The organism is Clostridium sp. DMHC 10 (assembly GCF_001270375.1).
GTDB lineage: Bacteria > Bacillota > Clostridia > Clostridiales > Clostridiaceae > Clostridium_S > Clostridium_S guangxiense.
On the sequence record NZ_LGVB01000015.1, the window covers coordinates 141,130 to 162,376 of the forward strand.

A 21,247-nucleotide genomic window follows, 5' to 3' on the forward strand; every position below is an offset into this window, starting at 1 on the left:
TTATTTTTTTGAAGATGCCTTATATAAGGTTTCAAGAAATTTTATCTTTCCATCAACCTTTTCTTCGATTCTTCTAGTGTATTCTCTTACATCCTTCAAATTACCATATCTCTCTATTCTATTGGTATCTCTAAATATTATCTTTGATACCCCATTGGAGCCTATAGCTATTATTATTTGCTTATCTTCTATCATTTCAACATTGTATATACATTCTTTTCCATCAATGGAGTAACCAACATTTTCAAGATTTCCAACCATATTTTTTTGCCTATACATATAGTAAGGCTTCATATTCAAGGTATAAGCACAATCTAAAGTTGTATCATGCATGTCGTTTAACTCATTTTGATCTGGAAGCTTCATTTTTACATTATTAAGCACATTTTCAAACATTTTAGAGCCTCGTTTAAGTGCAAGCCCATGAACAGTAATGCTTTCAGGCCTTAATTTTATTATCTCGCTGCAGGTGTTTTTAACTTTTAAAGTATTTTCACCTGGAAGTCCTATAATAATATCCATATTAATATTATCAAATCCTACTTTTCTTGACAAATTAAACTTATCAATTACGTCCTTTGCCGAGTGGTTTCTTCCTATTAGCTTTAAGGTATCATCATTCATAGTTTGAGGATTTATACTTATCCTGTTTACCCCATATTTCTTCATTGATATAAGTTTTTCATAAGTTATACTATCTGTCTTCCACATTCGACAGTAAATTCTTTTACCTTAGTCTTAAGCAAATTGTCATATATACTTTTCATAACATATTCAAACTGATTATTATCTACAGACGTAGGCGTTCCCCCACCAAAATATATGCTTTCAATAGTGAGACCTTTCTTATGTATAAAATCTGCTGTTTTTTCTATTTCGTATATCATAGCCTCAAGGTAGCCATCTACAAGCCCCCTACAGTTTGCTATAGTATCCGATATAAAAGAACAATAAAGACACCTTGTTGGACAAAACGGCATACCAATATAAATGCTGACGGTTCTTACATCATCATTTACAATTTTTTTCTCTCTTTTAGCAACTTCTATACACAATTTAGTTTTATTTTCTTTTGTTAAACTATGATGTTTAAAATAATTTATTATCTCTTTATCTGTCTTTTTTTCTTCCATAAGATTTAAAGCTATTTTACTAGGTCGTATACCTATTAAGGTTCCCCATGGAAGCATTTTTCCTGTAAGTTTTGTAAAATACTTAAAAACTGCAATTTTCACATTAGATTTATCCTTTAATTCCTTATGAAACTTATAACTTTCAACTTTCTCACTAGAAGTTATATAAACTGAATTTTCTTCGACTCTTACACTATAGTTCCAATCATTTGAGTCAATTAACTCTATAGAATCAAAAAATAAATTTGATATGTGATAGACATCATATGAATAGAGATCATTATTTAGTTTAATTTTTATCATTATACAGCCTGCTTCCTACAAAAACGGATTTGATCGTCTTTCAAATCCTATTGTTGTTTCTGAACCATGCCCTGGATAAACCTTTATATTATCATCAAGCTTCATAAGCTTATTTTTAATGCTACTTATTATGGCAGCATAATCCCCTCCAGGGAAATCTGTTCTTCCAACTGAATTATTAAATAAAGTATCACCAGAAAACAAACTGTTTTCTATGAGATAGCACATTCCACCTGGTGTATGTCCTGGAGTTTCTATACACTTTACATTTTTGCTTCCAAACTTTAAAACATCGCCGTCCTTAATAAACTTGTTTGCATTTTCATTCTTTTCGCCAAACATATACTCTTCTTTTTCTATAAGTTCAGAATCTTTTTTTTGACATATATACATCAACTGCATATTTACTTCTAAACTCAGCCACAGCAGCAGTATGATCCGCATGACCATGAGTAAGAATTATAAAATTAAGATGAGAACCGGTTTTGTTAAATTCATCTAAAAGCCTCTCAGCATCATCTCCAGGATCTATTATTATGCTTTCATTAGTAATTTCATCTATAACAATATAGCAATTAGTCATGTAACTTCCTGCAGGTATTATACCTATCTTCATTATAATCCCCTCCTTAAAAAGCCTTTTTGCTATCTATAATAATAGTTACAGGGCCATCATTTTCAATAGAGACCTTCATATCTGCTCCAAATATTCCAGTTTCCACCTTGTCTATTTCATCTTTGCACTGGTTAACAAATTCATCATAAAGCTTTTTCGCTTCTTCTCCATTTAGTGCACTCATAAAGTTAGGTCTTCTACCTCTTCTACAATCTCCATAAAGTGTAAATTGAGATATTATAAGAAGTTCTCCACTTACATCTTTTAAGGATTTATTCATTTTATCCTTTTCATCCTCAAAAATTCTAAGGTTTACTATTTTGTCCTTTAGGTATTTTATATCTTCTTCAGAATCATCCTTGGTTATTCCAAGGAGAACATTAAGACCTTTTTCTACTTTTCCAACAACTTTCCCGTCAACTTCAACCGACGAAAAATTTACTCTTTGAATAACTGCTCTCACAAATATCACCTCAAACCCTAACTATTTGTTCTATACACATCAGTTATGCCATTTAATTTTTTTATCTTCTTCATTAATATAGCAAGGTGCTCAACATCCTGTATTTTCATTTTTACATTTACAAAAGCAGAATTATTTTTTGAAGTTTTTGCATTAATTGAATCCATAGATATATTCATAGCAGTTATAACTTCAACTACATCTGCTAAAAGTCCCTGTCTATCATCGCCTCTTATTTCAAGCTCTGCTATATAACTTTCATTCTTTGCTTTTCCCCAATTTACTTCTATAATCCTTGAACTATCCTCTTTTATAAGGTTATTCATATTTGAGCAGTCCGTTCTATGAACAGATACTCCTCTTCCTTTAGTTATGTATCCTATGATAGCGTCTCCAGGCACAGGATTGCAACATTTTGCAAATCTAACTAAAACATCAGAAACTCCTTTTACAGTTATGCCAAGTTTTTGTGAAGCTCCAACTTCTTTTCTATTTCTGTTATCTTTATTTATTTGTTCCTTTACATCTTTTAGTATCTCTTCATTTGAAGCTTTATTAGGATCTTTTCTAGATTTATCATAAATTTCCTTAAATCTGTCAATTATCATAGCAGCTGTTACAGAGCCAATTCCAACATTGGCGTATATATCCACAATAGAATTCATATTATACTTCTTAAGTATTATATCAAGTATTTCTCCCTTAGCCATTTCTCCAAAGTTAAACTCACGCTTCTTAGCCTCTTTTTCAAGCATTTCTTTCCCCTTGGCAATGTTCTCATCTCTTTTAGCCTTTTTAAACCACGCTCTTATTTTGCTCTTAGCTTGATTACTTGTAACATATGTAAGCCATTCTATATTTGGTCCTTTAGGAAGTGATGTTGTAAGTATTTCTACTATCTCTCCTGTTTTTAGTTTATAATCAAGTGGAACTATTTTTCCATTTATTTTTGCGCCTACGCACTTATTTCCAACATCTGTATGTATTTTATATGCAAAATCAACTGGGGTAGCATTATATGGCAAGTTTATAACTTTTCCATTAGGTGTAAAAACAAATACCTCATCTGAAAACAAGTCTATTTTAAAGTTCTCCATAAATTCTTCAGCATTTGGAGTTTCTCTCTGCCAATCAAGCATTTCTCTTATCCATGTGAGTTTTGTGTCACTGCTTTCCCCTTCTTTAGCACTTGACTGAGGAGTTTCAACTATTCCCTCTTTGTACTTCCAATGAGCTGCTATACCATATTCAGCTGTCTTATGCATATCGTGAGTTCTTATTTGAATTTCAAATGGCTTTCCTTCTGGACCTATTACTGTGGAATGAAGTGATTGATACATATTAGGCTTTGGCATGGCAATATAATCTTTAAATCGTCCAGGCATAGGCTTATACATTGTATGAACTATTCCTAAAGCTGCATAACAGTCCTTAACCGTATTGACTAGTATCCTTACTGCAGTCAAATCAAAAATCTGATCTATAGTCTTACTTTTATTAACCATTTTTCTATATATACTATAAAAATGCTTCGGTCTACCATCTATATCAGATTCTATTCCCGATTTAGCTAAATTTTCTTTAAGCTGCTCTAAAATTTTTTTTGTGTATTCTTCCCTTTCTACCCTTTTTTCAGCAATAGCTTCTACTAATGAGTAATATTCTTCTGGTTTTAAATATCTAAAGGATAAATCTTCAAGTTCCCATTTTATTTTTGACATACCAAGTCTATGAGCAAGAGGGGCATATATATCAAGAGTTTCTTTAGCCTTTTGTTTTTGCTTTTGTACAGCTTTATATTTGAGGGTACGCATATTATGAAGTCTGTCTGCAAGCTTAATTATTATTACCCTTATGTCCTTTGCCATTGCAAGAAGCATTTTTCTAACATTATCAGCTTGCTGTTCCTCTTTGGTTTTATAAGTTATCTTTTCAAGTTTAGTAACTCCTTCAACTAAATCAGCAACCTCTTTGCTAAATATGTTGGCTATATCCTCATAACTATAGTTTGTATCTTCTATAACATCATGAAGAATTCCCGCTGTTATAGTACTTGTATCCATGCCCATTTCCGCTAATATGCATGCTACATCAACAGGATGATTTATATATGGCTCACCTGATTCTCTTTTTTGGGTTTCATGCGCTTTAAGAGCAAAATCATATGCCTTTGTGACAAAATTTTTATCTACATTGTTACAATTTTGATTTATTTTTTCTATCAAATCGGATAACTCTGCCATCTATCATACTCTCCTAAAATCAAAGGCTGGTCAAAAAACCAGCCACCTATTTTCTAATATTATATACATTAGTATACATTCTAATTTATTACTTGTAAAGTTATTAATACAATATATTTAAACATTATATTTAACTAATGACATTACATCGTAATTTTTTAATTTATCTCTTCCCTTTAAATCTGTAAGCTCTATAACAAACTCAATTCCTACAAGTTCTGCGCCTAACTTTTCGATCAATTTTGCAACTGCTTCAATTGTTCCACCTGTGGCCAATAAATCATCCACTATAACAACCTTCTGACCTTGTTTTATAGCATCCTTATGTATCTCTAAAGAATCTTTTCCATACTCAAGATCGTATTCTACTGCTACTGTTTCACATGGAAGCTTTCCCTTTTTTCTTACAGGAACAAATGATGCTTCAATTTTATATGCTAGTGGAGCTCCAAATATAAATCCTCTAGCTTCTGGTCCAACTACTACATCAACATTTTTATCTTTAATATATTCTGCCAACGAATCTATGGTATATTTATATGCTTCTTTGTCATCTATTAAAGTTGTAATATCCTTAAAACTTATTCCTTCTTTAGGAAAACCCTCTATAATTCTTATTTTACTTTTTAAATCCATCAAACTTCCCCCTTAGACATTTTTATAAATATATCCTTAACACTATTTAATTTTAATATGTATAATATCATAATTACAATATATATATATGCAAACAATTTATTAATAAACATTAGCAATACGCTGTTTACCATTAACTTCATTATTTAAATACTTTGCTATCTGAAGTGCTCTATAACTATCAGAGGTGGTAAATAGTTCAACAGCAATTTTAGCATTGTCCATTCTTCCAACAGCATTTAAAGTTGGTTCAACAGAAGTAGAAATAATTTTTATAGCTGCATAGTCTATTTTTTTTATGCCCTTTAATTTTATTAATGCGTTTATTCCATAATTATTAGTAGTTACTAATCTTTTTAGACCTTCTTCAATCAATATTTTATTTTCATTATAAGGCCTTTGCGTCTTTGATATTACTCCAACAGCAACTAAATCTAAGTACTTATTGATACACTTCATGTCATAATAAGTGGAAATTGCCTGACATAGCTTAAAAACAATTCCGCATCCAACTAACTCTTTAAATGGATATTTACATCCGTCTTGATTGGGATTAACTATAAGCACATTGTTAATTTTTTTGTGCTGCATATGATAATCAACAATGATAACATCAATGCCAAGCTTTTCGCACAAACAAATTCCATCTTCCGAATTTGTTCCACATCCTATGGCTAAAAGCAAATCAGCTCCAAGATACTTTATACTATTATTTATATATTGCGGACTAATTTCAAAATTCTCACTAAAGTGATCTGGTATAAAATATTCCACATCAGCATTTAAATATTTTAATACAAGCATAATTATAGACATGCTTATTATACTATCTACATCATAATATCCATATAAAACAATCTTTTCTCTATTATTAATGGCTCTAACTATTCTTTTTAATGTATGATCCATTCCTTTAAGTAGAAATGGATTATACATTTTATCCACTTCAAAGTAATGTAAAATCTCTTCTGCTTTTTCCATTTTTATTCCTCCGAATTTGTAGAAAACAAATATATTATAATGTATTTCGGAACATTTTACAAATACTTTTTTAAAACTTATTTAACTTTTATATTAATAAAAAAGCCCATTAATAGCATATTTTTTGCCAAATCAGTTTTATACAAATAAAAAAACAGCTTTAAGCTGTTTTTTTATTTTGAAACCGCCACTTTTCTAAGTGCTTTTTTCTTATCAGATCTATTCTTAAATATTACCCATAAAGGACTTGCTATAAATATAGAAGAATAACATCCAGATATAATTCCAACTAACAATGGTTCTGTAAATTCTCTTATAGAAGGAACAAAAATATGCACCGAAGTAACTGCTATAACTACTGTCAAAACAGTATATATTGATCTTGTCATTGTTTGAGTAATACTTGTATTGGCAAGTTCAGCATTAGTCATTCTTCTACTCTTTCTCTGATTTTCCCTTATTCTATCGAATACAACTATAGTATCATTTATAGAATAACCTATTATTGTAAGCATACCTGCTATAAATGGCGAATTAACAGGCCTATTGAAAACAGAATAAAAAGCAAGAGTAATAAGCACATCATGAAGAAGTGAAATTAATGCAGCTGCACCAAATTTAAATTCAAATCTCCATCCTATATATAAAAGCATAAAAATATTTGCAACTATCAAAGCGTACATTGCCTTTTTTTCAAGTTCTTTTCCTACAGATCCGCTGATTCTTTCAGTAGAAGTTGGTGCTTTTGTTTTTAAATTATATTTTTTCTTCACATCATTAAACACTTGTGTTTGCTGCGCATCTGTCATCTGACCACTTTTAATTTCTACACCTTTGTTTCCATCAATTTTAGTTACAGTACCATCACTAACATATTTATTTACTATTTTTTGTACATCATCTTTGCTAAAAGCCTTGCCAATGTTAATCTGTATATCATTTCCTCCAGCAAAATCCATACCAAAGTTGAGGGGAGCGCCTGTGGTTGAAGTTCTGTATGCCATAAAACCAAATCCTAATATTATTATGGATAAAGATATTGCGAACCAAATTTTAGTACGTTCAATAATTTTAAGCATTGTTATCCCCCCTTAGATTTACTCCAAAGTGTGAAGCCTTATTTATAAGTCCAACATTAATAGCCCAACTTATTAAATGTTTTGACACAACAATTGCAGTAAACATACTTATAAGAGTACCTATGACAAGTGTAAGTGCAAAACCTTTTACGGAACCACTTCCAAGAGCATAAAGTACAACACCTGCAATAATTGTAGTGACATTTGAATCAACTATTGAAGACATCGCTCTATGGAATCCTGCTTCAAAAGCTGACCGAACAGACTTACCAAGCTTAAGTTCTTCTTTAAATCTTTCAAATATAAGTACATTAGCATCTACAGCCATACCTATAGTAAGAATAAGTCCTGCAATACCAGAAAGGGTAAGTGTAGCCTTTATAGTTACAAATACAAATAACACAAGCACTGTAAATAGAACCAAAGCTAGATCTGCCATAAGACCCGGCATTCTGTATACAAGAATCATGAAGAAAAATATCACTGCTATAGCAACTCCCCCTGCAAATATACTTTTAGGGAGTGCATCTGCTCCAAGAGATGCTCCTACAGTTTGTGATTGCACTACCTTAAGCTTTACTGGCAGTGCACCAGATTTTATTATATCAGCTCTGCTTTTTGCCTCTTCAAGACTCGCACTTCCTTCTATAATTGCCTGACCATTTGTTATTACTGCATCTACAGTAGGATCTGTAAGCTTCTGATCATCCATGTAAATCGTTATTTTTTGTCCTAAATACTTTTGAGTGGCTGCCGCAAACTTTTTTTGTTCCTGAAGGTTTAAGTTCCAAGCTTATAGTAGGCTTTTGAGTATCCTGGCTTATATATGCACTAGCATCCTTTACATCATCACCTGTAAGTATAACTTTACTATTTGGATCTTTAAAAGTTAATTTTCCAGTTTTTCCTATAAGATTTATAACCTCATCTTTGTCAAACTTTCCTGGAACATCTATTCTTATTTTATTATTTCCCTCTTTTGTAACTGAAGTTTCACTAACTCCAAGCTTATTAATTCTAAGATTTATAAGCTCTATAGTTTTTTCTATTGCCGTGTTATCAGCTTTCCCTTGAATTTCCTCTACAACAGAAACCCCGCCCTGTAAATCAAGACCTTTATTTAACATTTGATTAAAAGATTTTACTCTGTAATCACCAACATTAAGACCGAAAGCTCCAACATAAGCTAAAATTCCTATTACTAATACACTAAGTATAAGCAATATCGCACTTTTCTTCTTCATGTTTATCCCCCTTCATTAGGTAAATATAATTATGTGACATAAGTTCTTCAATTATTAATCTAAACTAGTATTTTACAACTATTTACATACTTTTTAATTATACTTCTTATGTTAAATGCAGTCAATACATTATATATTCTGTTCTTCCATAATTTTAGATTTTAATGCAATTGCACATTCTATTCTTTTTTTCTGCATTTTACATCCTAATTCATAAGGTATATGCATGTCCTTATTAAAGTTATAGTTATTAGCCTGACACCCTCCGCTGCAGTAAAATCTAGCCCAACATTCCATACACTTAGGCTTTTTGTATATATTAGCCTCTTTAAACTCATTTGAAATCTTTGTATCTAAATTATCTTCAAATACTGTTCCCATTATAAATTCCTTATTACCTACAAATTGATGGCATGGATAAATATCTCCAGATGGTGTTATTGCCACATATTCATGACCAGCACCGCATCCAGAAATTCTTTTATAAACGCAAGGTCCTCCATTTATATTTATGTTAAAATGATAAAACTTAAACTCTTTTCCTTCCTTATGATTTTTGAGCATTTCGTTATATAGCTTATCATATTGTTCAAAAATTTGTGGAAGGTCTTCCTCTCTTAAAGATAATGGATGTTGCTCAGGTAAAACTACAGGCTCTACGGATATTTCATCAAATCCCTCTTCTGCAAGATGTTTTATATCCTCAAAGAAATCAGTGTTATTCCTAGTAAATGTTCCTCTTGCATAGTATTGTTTTGACTTATCTCTCATATTAACCATCTTTTTAATTTTAGGAAGAATAGAATCATAACATCCACTTCCGTCAACTCTTACTCTTACTTTATCGTTTACTTCTTTCCTTCCATCTATACTCAACACAATGTTTCCCATATTTTTATCAAGATAATCCATTATTTCATCTGTCAAAAGAGTTGCATTAGTAGTCATTGTAAATCTTATGTTCTTATTTTCTTCTCTTTCTCTTACTTTAGCGTATTCTACTATTTCTTTAACAACATCAAATGCCATAAGTGGTTCTCCACCAAACAAATCCACTTCTATATTCTTTCTTGGTCCGCTATGTTTAATTACAAAATCTATAGCTTTTTTTCCTACTTCAGCAGACATTATTTCTCTACAGCCTTTGTATTCTCCTTCATCTGCAAAACAATACTTACATCTCAAATTACAATCATGTGCTATATTTAAACATAATGCTTTTATAAATGATGGACCCTGTGATATTTTACCTGCTATATTATCATATAAATCCTTAGAATAAAGATTTTCATCTTTTATAAGTTCCTGTATTTCATCATAAGCTTCTGAAATTTGGTTTTCATCATACTTATCCTTTAATCTATTTATTAATTCATTTTTTGTTTTAAATCCGTCTTCATCAAGCATATCATAAACTAAACTGTCAACTAAATGAATAGAACCAGAATTAACATCTATTACGTACATGTCATTATCTTGAATAAATTTATGTATTAATGCCAATTTATTTTCCTCCTAATAACTTTTATTTTATCTGTAACAAATGAAAATTGAAAGGACTAAAAGCCCTTTCAATCCTTACAACCTTTTACATTATGAAAATATATAATAAATTTTAAGTATAGATAAACCGCTTCAACTATTGAAATTTATGTGCACCAAAATGCCCAGAAGACGGCATTTTGTTACAAATAAATTTCAAGTTTCAAGGTGGTTTATCTTTAGTTAAAACACCTAAAACTTAAAAATTGATCACCTCAAAACATCACATATTAAGATATCATAAGTTAATCGAACTTAATGTTCTAAGTAGTTTGTCCTCATCTTAAATAAAAATTATTTACTTTCACAAGCTAAATTTGCAACAGTACATGAAGTTTTACATGCTGATTGACATGAATTTGCACACTCTCTGCATCCAGGTTTTTTTAAACTTTCCCTTATGTTAGATTTATTAATACTTTTTATATGTTTCATTTATAATTCCTCCATTCATAAAGTTTTCCGTATGATTATAACATAATTTGCACTTTAAATAAAGTATTGCTAATTAATCTTAAATAAATGTTAAATATTAATACCAAGCATTCCAGAAAGAGTACCAACTAAAACTGCTAAAATAACCCTTATAAAATCTCTAACTTCAAGTTTACTACTTGAACCACATATTATGGATACAATATAAAAAATAACAATATAAAGAATGCCTACCAAAAGTCCATTAAGCCATCCTTTTTCACCAGATTTCTTAGAAGCATAAATAGCACCATACATTATACTTATAAGTGTAGAAACCATAATTACCATATTTGTTATGCCATCTGAGAAATGAATCTTAGTTGATATAAAAGCAAATATTAGAATTACAATAAGCGTAATTACAAATGCCCTTAAAACTCCAAGTGATGCTGAAACACATATTTTTACATTGTCCACTAATAAAACACCCCCTGTCCAATTAATAGAAACAGATTTTTATATGTTTCTAAAGATAAACCACTCTGAAATTTGAAACGGTTTATCTATAATATTATTTATGTAGACAAGAGATTTTTTATTACTAAAGATTATATTCTATTTAGTCTCCTCAGCTTTTTTAGTTAATACATTTCCTATTGCGCTTTTCTGAACTTTTAACCTAGTTTTGTCTGGACCACTTTGAATAACTAAATAATTGTCCTGTATATTTACAATCTTACCTAATATTCCTCCACGTGTAACAACTTCATCATTTATTCTAAGTGAATCCATCATTTGCTTAAATTTCTTTTTTCTCCTAGATTCCGGAACCCACAAAGCTAAATAAAAAATTCCAAGTATAACTACAAAATAGATAATTGTCATTGCTGTTGCTGACATAATATCACTCCTTTTTATTATATAATTATTTATCTCTTTAATAAAATTCAATAGGACTAACATATTGAATTTTATTAAAGATTAAAGTTTCATAAGCTAATATTTAAGAGTTACCATAACGAAATTTAAGTTATACATGCTTCAAAAACAACATATTTAAGACATTATGATGCATACATAACTTAATAATTGAGTCGGCAATCCTATTAAGCTCTGCCATTCCAAAGTCTCAATTTTTCTTCTTTAAATTCCTCAAAATAATCTCCATCAATAGCATCTCTTATATCCTTCATAAGTTTGTTATAAAAATAGAGATTATGTAAAACACAAAGTCTCATTGCAAGCATTTCTTTTGCCTTAAACAAATGTCTTATATATGCCCTTGTGTATCTTCTGCATGTTGGACAATCACAACCTTCATCTATAGGTGAATCATCAAGCTCATACTTAGCATTATTTAAATTTATCTTTCCATACTTAGTAAATACATGTGCATGCCTTCCATTTCTAGCTGGTAAAACACAATCAAAAAAGTCTACCCCTCTTGACACTGCCTCAAGTATATTACTTGGAAGACCAACCCCCATAAGGTATATAGGCTTATCCTGTGGAAGGTATGGAACAACGGAATCTATTATTCTATACATCTCTTCATGAGTTTCTCCAACCGCAAGACCACCTATAGCATAGCCATCAAGATTCATTTTAGCTATTTCCTTCGCATGCTCTATTCTTATGTCATCATAAACTCCACCTTGATTTATTCCAAATAACATCTGTTTTTTATTTATAGTATCTTCAAGTGAATTAAGTCTATCCATTTCATTTTTACATCTAACAAGCCACCTTGTTGTTCTCTCAACAGATTTTATAACATAATCTTTAGGTGAAGGATTTTTTATACACTCATCAAATGCCATGGCAATCGTGGATCCAAGATTACTTTGAATTCTCATACTTTCTTCAGGTCCCATAAAAATCTTTCTTCCATCTATATGAGAATTAAAGTAAACTCCTTCTTCCTTAATTTTTCTTATATTCGCAAGTGAAAATACTTGAAAACCACCAGAATCTGTGAGAATAGGCTTATTCCAATCCATAAACTTGTGAAGTCCACCAAGTTTTTTTACAATTTCATCTCCAGGTCTTAAACTCAAATGATATGTATTAGAAAGTTCTACCTGACATCCTATTTTTTCCAAATCTTCTGATGATACAGCTCCCTTAATGGCAGCTAAAGTTCCTACATTCATAAAAACAGGTGTTTCTATAACTCCATGAGGCGTTATAAATTCTCCTCTTCTTACTTTTCCTGTTTTTTTCAAAAGTTTATACAACTTTTTCTTCCTCCTCAAGCTATTTTATAAACATAGCATCCCCAAAACTAAAAAATCTATATCTTTCTTTAACAGCTTTTTCATAAGCATTAAGTATTATTTCTCTTGTACTAAGTGCACTTACAAGCATTATTAAAGTAGATTCAGGTAAATGAAAATTAGTTATAAGGGCATCGACAATCTTATATTTATATCCTGGATAAATATAAATATCTGTCCAACCAGATTGTTCTCTAACTCTTCCATCTTCACTTGCTATTGTTTCCAAAGTTCTTGTTGATGTTGTGCCAACTGAAATTACTCTTCCACCATTTTTCTTAGTTGCATTTATAATGTCTGCACTTTCCTTTGATAAAATATAATATTCTGAATGCATATGGTGTTCTTCAATCCTATCAACTTTTACAGGTCTAAATGTACCTAGACCAACATGAAGAGTTAAAAATACAATTTTTATTCCTTTATCTTGTATTTTATTTAATAATTCCTCTGTAAAATGCAGTCCTGCAGTAGGTGCAGCCGCTGAGCCTTCATTTTTAGAATAAACTGTTTGATACTGTTCTTTATCCTCTAATTTTTCAGTTATATATGGTGGAAGTGGCATTTCACCAAGTCTATCAAGAATTTCCTCAAAAATTCCTTCATAATGAAATTCTATAACTCTATTTCCATCATCACTTATTTTTTTTACCTCAGCTTCTAAACTTCCATCTCCAAATGTGAAAACCGTTCCTACCTTTGCTCTTCTACCAGGTTTAACAAGTGTTTCCCAATTATCTCCTTCAAGCCTTTTAAGAAGCAAAAAATTCGATTCTCCCACCTGTTTCCTTTTTAGAGCCTATTAATCTTGCTGGCATAACCCTAGTATCATTTAATACCATGCAATCTCCTGGATTCAAATAGTCTATTATATCCTTAAAAATTTTATGTTCAATCTCTCCTGTTTTTTTATCAAGTACCATAAGCCTACATTCATCTCTTACACTTGATGGATGCTGGGCAATTAACTCCTTTGGTAAATAATAATCAAAATCCTTTAATTCCAAAGTTCAAACTTCCTTTCATTCATATGTAAAGATAAACCCCCTGAAACTTAAAATTTAATTGTACCAAGATGCCACGCATTAAGGCATTTTAGGTACTTAAATTTTGATAGTTGAAGTGGTTTATTAATATTAATTTTTTTCTTTATCAAATACTGAACATTGTCTTCCATCAATATTCTTTATATAAGGTTTATTTAAATGTTTATATGCCTTTTCAGTTGCAACCCTTCCTCTAGGAGTTCTAACAATAAACCCCTTCTGCAAAAGATATGGTTCATATACATCTTCAATTGTATCCAGTTCTTCACCTATAAAATAAGCTAGGGTTTCTATGCCAACAGGTCCTCCATTAAAATTATCTACTACTGCTTCAATTATCTTATTATCAATACTATCAAAGCCTTCTTTATCAACCTCTAAAAGTTCAAGAGCCTTTTTTGAAGATTCCAAATCTATAATACCTTTACCTTTAACCTCAGAGTAATCCCTTACTCTTTTTAAAAGCCTATTTGCTATTCTAGGCGTTCCTCTTGAACGTCTTGATATCTCATAAGCAGCTTCTTCCTTAATTTCAATATTTAAAATTGAAGAAGATCTCATTATAATCTCCTTAAGTTCTTCACTGGTATAGAACTCCATAGGACATAATACTCCAAACCTGTCTCTTAAAGGAGATGTTAAAAGTCCAACCCTAGTAGTAGCTCCTATTAATGTAAATTTAGGCAAGTCTAATCTTATTGATTTAGCAGCAGCACCTTTTCCTAGTATTATATCAAGAGCATAATCCTCCATTGCTGGATAAAGTATTTCCTCAACACTTCTATTAAGCCTATGTATTTCATCTATAAAAAGCACATCAAATTCAGAAAGACCTGTAAGTATTGCCGCTAAATCTCCAGCTCTTTCAATAGCAGGTCCTGACGTAATTTTAAGATTTCCTCCCATTTCTCTGGCTATTATATTAGCTAAGGTTGTCTTTCCAAGACCAGGTGGACCATACAACAAAACATGGTCTAATGCCTCTTTTCTTTTTCTTGCAGCTGTGACAAATATATTCATTTTTTCTTTTACTTTATCCTGACCTATGTATTCTTCTAAATTTTGAGGTCTTAAACTATGTTCAGAAGAATCTTCACCCAAATTTAATGCTGTCAGAATTCTATCTTCCATAATTAATCACCATCAATTCATTAGAAATTTCAAACAGCCTTTAATAATATTTTCTATACTTTCATTCTTGTCCACCATATTAACAGCTTTATCCGCCTCTTTTTCAGAATATCCCAGTGAAATAAGTGCAAGTTTGGCATCCGAAATTTTCTTATTCTTATCAAATTCTTCGCTATTGTAATTTTCATTATCTTTATCCAAGTTCTCTATATCCATTTCCTGTGAACTTATTTTATCTTTCAACTCAAGAATTATTCTTTGTGCCATCTTCTTGCCTATACCGGGAGCTTTAACAAGCATCTTTTCATCCTTCATTATAATTGAATATTTAAGCTTATCAACACTACATATTGATAAAAGCGATAATGATGCTTTTGCTCCAACTCCATTTATAGTTATAAGTTTATTAAACATTTCAAGCTCTGACTCCGTCACAAATCCATAAAGACCTATAAAATCTTCCCTCACTATTTGCATAAGATAAATAAGTGTATCCTCACCAATTTTTGGCATATTAGCCATAGTATTGCCCGACGTAAATATTTTATACCCTATTCCGTTATTTTCTACAATTATGTAATCTTTATTTATACCTACAAATTTTCCTTTTATATATTCGTACACGTTCAACACATCCTTTTTACATGAACTAAAAAACAATCCTGCGAAAATTCATGCTTATGTAATGCAATAGCAAAAGAAAACCTACAGACTAATCATAGCCTGCAAGTTTTTTAGCATCATTTTTAGATCCAAAAACCAATAAGCCTTTTTTAAGCTGCAAAATAGTTTCTGCTTTTAAATCACTTACCTTTTTATATGCAACAACATTAGTATCCTGAAGTTTGCCACCACTATCTACCTTATATACATGTATAAGATTATCATTTTTACTTGGCATCAATACAAAAACCCCATCAACTTCAGGATTATTTATATAATTATTTTTTATAACTTCAACTTTCCTATCATTGTCCCATATTACAGTATATCCCTGTTTTTCATAACTATCAGCAAGTTCTTCTCTGGACATATTTTGTTTGTTTTCATGCTTAGCATTCGTCTCTTCACTAAATTTTAAGACACTATTTTTTGTTTCATCATTAGGATTAAATGTAACATTAAACTCTTCCTTTAATATTACAAATGAATCACCAACGCCTTTATTACTATTTCCAGTTGAAACATACTTTGACTTTTTAACTTGCTTTTTACCTGTTATTTCACTTATAATATTTCCTATTTTACCTTTTCCATATGACAACTTTTGAGCTATATTATTTCTATATCCGACACAAAAAAAAAAGTAGAAAAAACAACAAATAAAATTATACATACAATTGCAATTTTTTACGTAATGTCATACTATCCCTCCTCTTTATTGGATAGTATTGACATTTTTTTATTTTTATTCATCATCAATATATTTTTATAAATAACATTCTAAATAGCTTTATCTATATAGTGAAACATTGCACTCTGGTGTATATTATATATCAACTATATATAAAATTGCAACACAATATATTTTATGTAAAATAAAGTTCACACTTTTTCTATAGATGTACAACTTGGAATTTATAATTTTAAAATTCCAAGTTGCTCATCCATAATTAAACTTGCCTACTTACTAGTAAGGTCATATCATAAAGATTATGAATACCATCATGAGATGTTCCAGGATAGTGCAATGTCATATATCCAGGTCTAGTAACTGCACTAACACCAAGCAAAGTCATTTTTTCAATAAATTCTTGATTATCTCCACTATACCCCATAGTTTGAAGATAATCTGCAATGTTTTCTTTTACATATTTATACACTTCATTATCATTCGAGTATGGACATACAAAAACAAATCTATAAAAGCATCTATTTATATCTTCTTTATCGGGCATATCCTTAGTCAATATTACAGTGTAATCAGCATTGTAGGATGAATATAATTTTGCATTATCTTCCCTTAAGCTATGTTTAATCATACAGTATTGTCTATCTTGAATTGTCTTAATAGAATTCCAAGCATTTAAGTATAGCTTTGGCACAGTGTTTGTCATTTCTCTTAAATTATCTGAAAGCTTCTGTGAAAATTCCTCTAAGTTTATATTTTCATTTACAAATACTATTCTAGGAGATAAGCACGCCTTTTGCTCCCAACATACAATATCTTTAGCAATAGCGTTAGTGCATTTTAATATATCCTCTGCTCTATCAATGACCTCAAAACTAATTTTAGCGCCATGCATTATTATGTGTTTATTATATTTCGAGCATAAATTTGCCATTATTTCACTTGATCTTTCTCCACCCCAATGTATGACACAATCGCTTTTACTTACTATATTTTCGTATATATTTTCTTCTTTACTATCGAAATAAACAATTGAAAGTCTATCTTTTACAGTTGAATCAATTTCACATAAACTTTTATAAAATGCATATGAAAAATAAGGTTCGTCTCCTGATACCTTAACTAAGTTTACACTTTTAGATAATAAACCCATTGCAATGCTCATAATAACAACTACAAATGCATTACCAGATATATTGTGAAAAATCAATCCTCTTGGCTGCCTATGTGCATACCCATAACTGGTTTTTATCCATTTATCCATTATGTTTAAATCGCCTAATTCCTCTTCAATAGTTTTTTCTATGTTTTCTTTAAGCAGCATCCTCATGTTGTTTTGCATTTCATATTCTATAAGTTGAACACTCTGATTAGTTATTTTAGATAATATTTCTGCACTTCTCCTTGAATATTCCCTATCAAGCCACTTTTTCGCACATTTATCAAGTAAATCAATTGTGGACTCAGTATCGGTTTCATGAATCATTGTCCTATTTTTATTAAGCCTTTCTATTTCTTTTAAAACATCCTGTTTCTTTGACATATTTAACTCTAATTTTAAGCCATTAAAATTTTTACTTACTACTTCACTACCACATTCATAATTAATTTTCACTTTTATTCCCCCCCTACATTAAGAGTTGCACCACAGCCTTTTGCCTCAGAGCCTTTAACTCTTCCAAGTATTTTAATGACCATCCCTTCTCTTCCGCATTCTGGGCATCTGTCATTTGAAACTATTTCTGCAAGATCATCTACAAGTACAGAAGCACCAGCAAAGGATGATGTACCGTAAGCATTTAGCATTTGTAATAGACCCTTGTCATGAACATTATGAAGTGGCTTTAAAGTTTTTACATCCCTTATAATAACTCTTCCCCATTTAGGAATATGGAAAAGGTAACTTTTAAATTTAGGAGAATAATGACCTGTTATTGGGAAACTATTTTCAGTAAAGGAATACGTATCAACAAAATTTTCCTGTGGAATACCTAAAAATTCTGAAACTTCCTCTACAAATCTCCACCTTTCTATTTTACTTCCGGTAGATATACTTCCTTTTTTTCCATCCCATCCACCACCTCCTGTGTGCACTAAAGCTTTCGCTCCGAGTTTTACCGGCTTCATGTATTTTTTAAGATATTGGACTGCATTGTAAATAAGTATTGTAGATCCCCTTAATGCGAGGTGGTCATTTTTGCCATCATGTGTTTTTATAAAATTTTCAAAAGCATCAACATCAATTTTAAACTCTTCCTCATAAGGTTTAAGTAAAAATACTGGCTTGTATTTGAAATCAAACATATCCATAAGTATACCAAGTATGTTTCCTATATAGGATTCAGTTGGCTTGTCCATTATTCTTATACTTTTATAGTGTTTCATATCATATGGTGTAGGATAAAAGACACAGTTATAATCACAATATGGATCAAGTATTTCATTATCAAGTGCAAATACTTCCTTTAACTTGTTGATGTCCTCATTCCTTCTACCAACTATACTTGGATCTCCACTAGTGCTGCTTGAAACTGTCCATTTATCAAGTTTATCAGGAGATATTCTTAAAAGATCATAAAACATATTGGCAGATTTTTTAAAAACAGTCGTAACTAAAAATGGAACTTTTTCTATACTGCTCTCATCTGAAATATCTACTTTAGGATTATAATTTTGACTTTCGCATATTACTTTATACGCTTTACATTTCTCGTACTGGTCAACAATGTTTTCTTTAAAATCACATAAAAAATCTAAATTAGCCATAAGACAATCCTCCATATCTAAATTATACAATTTATTACATCACCTAAATATTACAACTGATATTTTAAAATGTAAAATTCTATAATTACATACTAAATTGACCTTATAGCATATTATTTAACATATACTTCATTTATTATCATTTATTGTAATTTTAGACTCGTCAGTATAATTAATTTTTATTTGAGATATAATAATTCCTAAAAACATTAATATGCACCCTACTGCAGCTTTATCCTCAAGTCTTTCATCTAAAATTAGAAATCCACCTACAGCAGCAAACACAGACTCAAGACTAAGTATAATTGATGCACTAGTTGGTTCCACACCTTTTTGACCTATAATTTGTAAAGTATACGCTATGCCAACAGAGAAAACTCCGCCATATATAATTGGAACTGAAGAGCTCAATATATTTTGAGCATTTACTCTCTCCGTAATAAAAGAAATTATTATACTTACAAATGAGCAAGTAAAATACTGAAGAAATGCAAGTTTTAATGAATCTACTTTTTGGATACATAATCTATAAACAAAATATGAAGTGCAAAGAAAAAAGCACTTGCAAATACCAAAAAAGTCGCTTTGAGATACAGAGAATTTCTTATTTACGCACAAAAAATATAAACCAACAGCTGCAACTAAAGCTCCTATTATAGAATTAATTTTTATTTTACTTTTTGATATTGCTATTCCTATTATAGGAACAATTACTATATATAAATCTGTAATAAAACCAGCTTTTCCTGCTTCTGTATGTATTAAACCTACTTGCTGAAAAGATGAACCAGCAAAAATCAAAATTCCCGCAATTATTCCATAAATAAGTAAGTGCTTCTACTAGCAACTTTTTCTTTATTAGTGCTTTTGCCTTGAAAAATTATCATAGGCAATAATGAAATTGCTCCAAGTCCAAATCTTATACCATTATAAGCAAATGGTTCTATATATTTCATGCCAACTCTTTGAAAAGCAAACGCAAACCCCCATATCAAAGCAGCAAGTATAAGAAACATATGGTATTTATATTTTTTTATCATTTTTATCCCCCCATTTATTTATAAGATTTTATTTTATACAAGCGCTATTTTTACACTTATTTAAAACAACGTCATTCGTAAATAAAAAAACACTTTCAGAAAATATATGTATGAATATATTTTATGAAAGCATTTAATAGAATTTTATTTTATAAAAACTATTCTTCAAAATCATCAGGGAATTCAGCATTATGCCAAACATCCTGAACATCATCATTATCTTCAAGTTTATCAACTAATTTTTTGAACTCTTTCTGCATCTTCCATTGATAAGTTTACTGTGTTATCAGGTATCATAGTTATTTCTGCAGATTCAAACTCAAAATTTTCTTTTTCAAGTGCTTCTCTTACACTTGAAAAATCTTCTTGAGAAGTAGTAATTACAAAAACTTCCTCTTCAGCTGCAAAATCTTCAGCTCCAAATTCTAACACTTTCATCATGAGCTCATCTTCGTCCATACCGTCCTGCCTCTGCATTACTATCTGACCTTTTCTTTGAAACATCCATGAAACACAGCCATTAGCTCCTAAGTTTCCACCATTCTATCGAATAAACACCTTACATCACTTGCACTTCTATTTTTATTATCAGTTAAAACATTAACAAGTATAGCAACTCCAGCTGGTCCATATCCCTCATACATTATTTCCTCATAAGTTACACCTTCCATGTCACCTGAACCTTTTTTTATTGCTTTTGTTATTGTATCCATAGGCATATTAGCTGCTTTAGCCTTAGCTATACAATCTCTTAATTTTGAATTTCCGTCAGGATTAGCTCCACCTGTTTTAACGGCAACAGCTATTTCCTTACCTAATTTTGTAAATATTTTTCCTCTTTTAGCATCGATCTTACCTTTTTTTAGCTTGAATATTATGCCACTTTTGAATGTCCTGACATACTTTTTTCCTCCTAACGCACATCTATATATTACAAATATGTATAACATATTCACAGTCACGATTAATATTATAACACA

At 30.6% G+C, this 21,247-nt stretch carries 17 protein-coding genes and 5 pseudogenes; all 22 read right to left on the reverse strand.

From position 1 onward, the window contains the following. Window positions 1–1,439 (reverse strand): annotated as a pseudogene (locus AGR56_RS02620) (coproporphyrinogen III oxidase). 12 nt (window positions 1,440–1,451) lie between these two features. Continuing rightward, window positions 1,452–2,052 (reverse strand): annotated as a pseudogene (locus AGR56_RS02625) (MBL fold metallo-hydrolase). A gap of 13 nt (window positions 2,053–2,065) precedes the next feature. Next, window positions 2,066–2,515: a D-aminoacyl-tRNA deacylase gene (dtd, locus tag AGR56_RS02630; protein ID WP_053241028.1), complete on the reverse strand. Its 450-nt coding sequence runs from the start codon at window positions 2,513–2,515 to the stop codon at window positions 2,066–2,068. Window positions 2,516–2,532: 17 nt separating this feature from the next. Continuing rightward, window positions 2,533–4,758 (reverse strand): bifunctional (p)ppGpp synthetase/guanosine-3',5'-bis(diphosphate) 3'-pyrophosphohydrolase, encoded by a 2,226-nt coding sequence (locus AGR56_RS02635; protein WP_053241029.1) that lies wholly within the window; start codon window positions 4,756–4,758, stop codon window positions 2,533–2,535. Between the two features lie 117 nt (window positions 4,759–4,875). Further along, a complete protein-coding gene (locus AGR56_RS02640; protein WP_053241030.1) occupies window positions 4,876–5,394 on the reverse strand; it encodes an adenine phosphoribosyltransferase in 519 nt (172 codons plus the stop codon). A gap of 102 nt (window positions 5,395–5,496) precedes the next feature. After that, entirely contained in the window at window positions 5,497–6,375 is an 879-nt protein-coding gene (locus AGR56_RS02645) for a DHH family phosphoesterase (RefSeq protein WP_053241031.1), read from the reverse strand. Between the two features lie 173 nt (window positions 6,376–6,548). Then, window positions 6,549–7,454 (reverse strand): protein translocase subunit SecF, encoded by a 906-nt coding sequence (gene secF / locus AGR56_RS02650; protein ID WP_053241032.1) that lies wholly within the window; start codon window positions 7,452–7,454, stop codon window positions 6,549–6,551. Continuing rightward, window positions 7,447–8,698, reverse strand: a pseudogene (gene secD / locus AGR56_RS02655) (protein translocase subunit SecD). Before secD ends, secF begins: the two are co-directional and overlap by 8 nt. Before the next feature lie 129 nt (window positions 8,699–8,827). After that, window positions 8,828–10,201: a thioether cross-link-forming SCIFF peptide maturase gene (scfB, locus tag AGR56_RS02660; protein WP_053241033.1), complete on the reverse strand. Its 1,374-nt coding sequence runs from the start codon at window positions 10,199–10,201 to the stop codon at window positions 8,828–8,830. A gap of 333 nt (window positions 10,202–10,534) precedes the next feature. Beyond that, window positions 10,535–10,675, reverse strand: coding sequence for a six-cysteine ranthipeptide SCIFF (gene scfA, locus AGR56_RS02665; protein WP_053241034.1), 141 nt, complete (start codon window positions 10,673–10,675; stop codon window positions 10,535–10,537). A gap of 90 nt (window positions 10,676–10,765) precedes the next feature. Further along, window positions 10,766–11,134 (reverse strand): TIGR04086 family membrane protein, encoded by a 369-nt coding sequence (locus tag AGR56_RS02670; protein WP_053241035.1) that lies wholly within the window; start codon window positions 11,132–11,134, stop codon window positions 10,766–10,768. 138 nt (window positions 11,135–11,272) lie between these two features. Next, window positions 11,273–11,557, reverse strand: coding sequence for a preprotein translocase subunit YajC (gene yajC / locus AGR56_RS02675; RefSeq protein ID WP_053241036.1), 285 nt, complete (start codon window positions 11,555–11,557; stop codon window positions 11,273–11,275). Between the two features lie 206 nt (window positions 11,558–11,763). Then, window positions 11,764–12,894 carry a tRNA guanosine(34) transglycosylase Tgt gene (tgt, locus tag AGR56_RS02680; protein ID WP_053241037.1) on the reverse strand — a complete coding sequence of 377 codons (1,131 nt, stop codon included), beginning with the start codon at window positions 12,892–12,894 and terminating at the stop codon, window positions 11,764–11,766. Between the two features lie 19 nt (window positions 12,895–12,913). After that, window positions 12,914–13,940, reverse strand: a pseudogene (queA, locus tag AGR56_RS02685) (tRNA preQ1(34) S-adenosylmethionine ribosyltransferase-isomerase QueA). 129 nt (window positions 13,941–14,069) lie between these two features. Then, a complete protein-coding gene (gene ruvB, locus AGR56_RS02690) occupies window positions 14,070–15,110 on the reverse strand; it encodes a Holliday junction branch migration DNA helicase RuvB (protein ID WP_053241038.1) in 1,041 nt (346 codons plus the stop codon). Between the two features lie 12 nt (window positions 15,111–15,122). Beyond that, window positions 15,123–15,734 carry a Holliday junction branch migration protein RuvA gene (ruvA, locus tag AGR56_RS02695; RefSeq protein WP_053241039.1) on the reverse strand — a complete coding sequence of 204 codons (612 nt, stop codon included), beginning with the start codon at window positions 15,732–15,734 and terminating at the stop codon, window positions 15,123–15,125. Between the two features lie 88 nt (window positions 15,735–15,822). Then, window positions 15,823–16,374: a hypothetical protein gene (locus AGR56_RS02700; protein ID WP_242851268.1), complete on the reverse strand. Its 552-nt coding sequence runs from the start codon at window positions 16,372–16,374 to the stop codon at window positions 15,823–15,825. A gap of 349 nt (window positions 16,375–16,723) precedes the next feature. After that, the gene (locus tag AGR56_RS02705) at window positions 16,724–18,076 is read right to left on the reverse strand and encodes an acyl-CoA reductase (protein WP_053241040.1); all 1,353 of its coding nucleotides are present in this window, start codon (window positions 18,074–18,076) and stop codon (window positions 16,724–16,726) included. 2 nt (window positions 18,077–18,078) lie between these two features. Then, on the reverse strand, window positions 18,079–19,227 hold the full coding sequence (locus AGR56_RS02710) for an acyl-protein synthetase (RefSeq protein WP_053241041.1): 1,149 nt from the start codon (window positions 19,225–19,227) through the stop codon (window positions 18,079–18,081). A 129-nt stretch (window positions 19,228–19,356) separates the two neighbouring features. Then, window positions 19,357–20,028, reverse strand: coding sequence for a DMT family transporter (locus AGR56_RS02715; protein ID WP_242851269.1), 672 nt, complete (start codon window positions 20,026–20,028; stop codon window positions 19,357–19,359). A gap of 11 nt (window positions 20,029–20,039) precedes the next feature. Next, window positions 20,040–20,267, reverse strand: coding sequence for a DMT family transporter (locus tag AGR56_RS21175; RefSeq protein ID WP_242851270.1), 228 nt, complete (start codon window positions 20,265–20,267; stop codon window positions 20,040–20,042). Between the two features lie 158 nt (window positions 20,268–20,425). Further along, window positions 20,426–21,168: pseudogene (locus tag AGR56_RS02720) on the reverse strand (YebC/PmpR family DNA-binding transcriptional regulator). Between the last annotated feature and the right edge of the window lie 79 nt (window positions 21,169–21,247).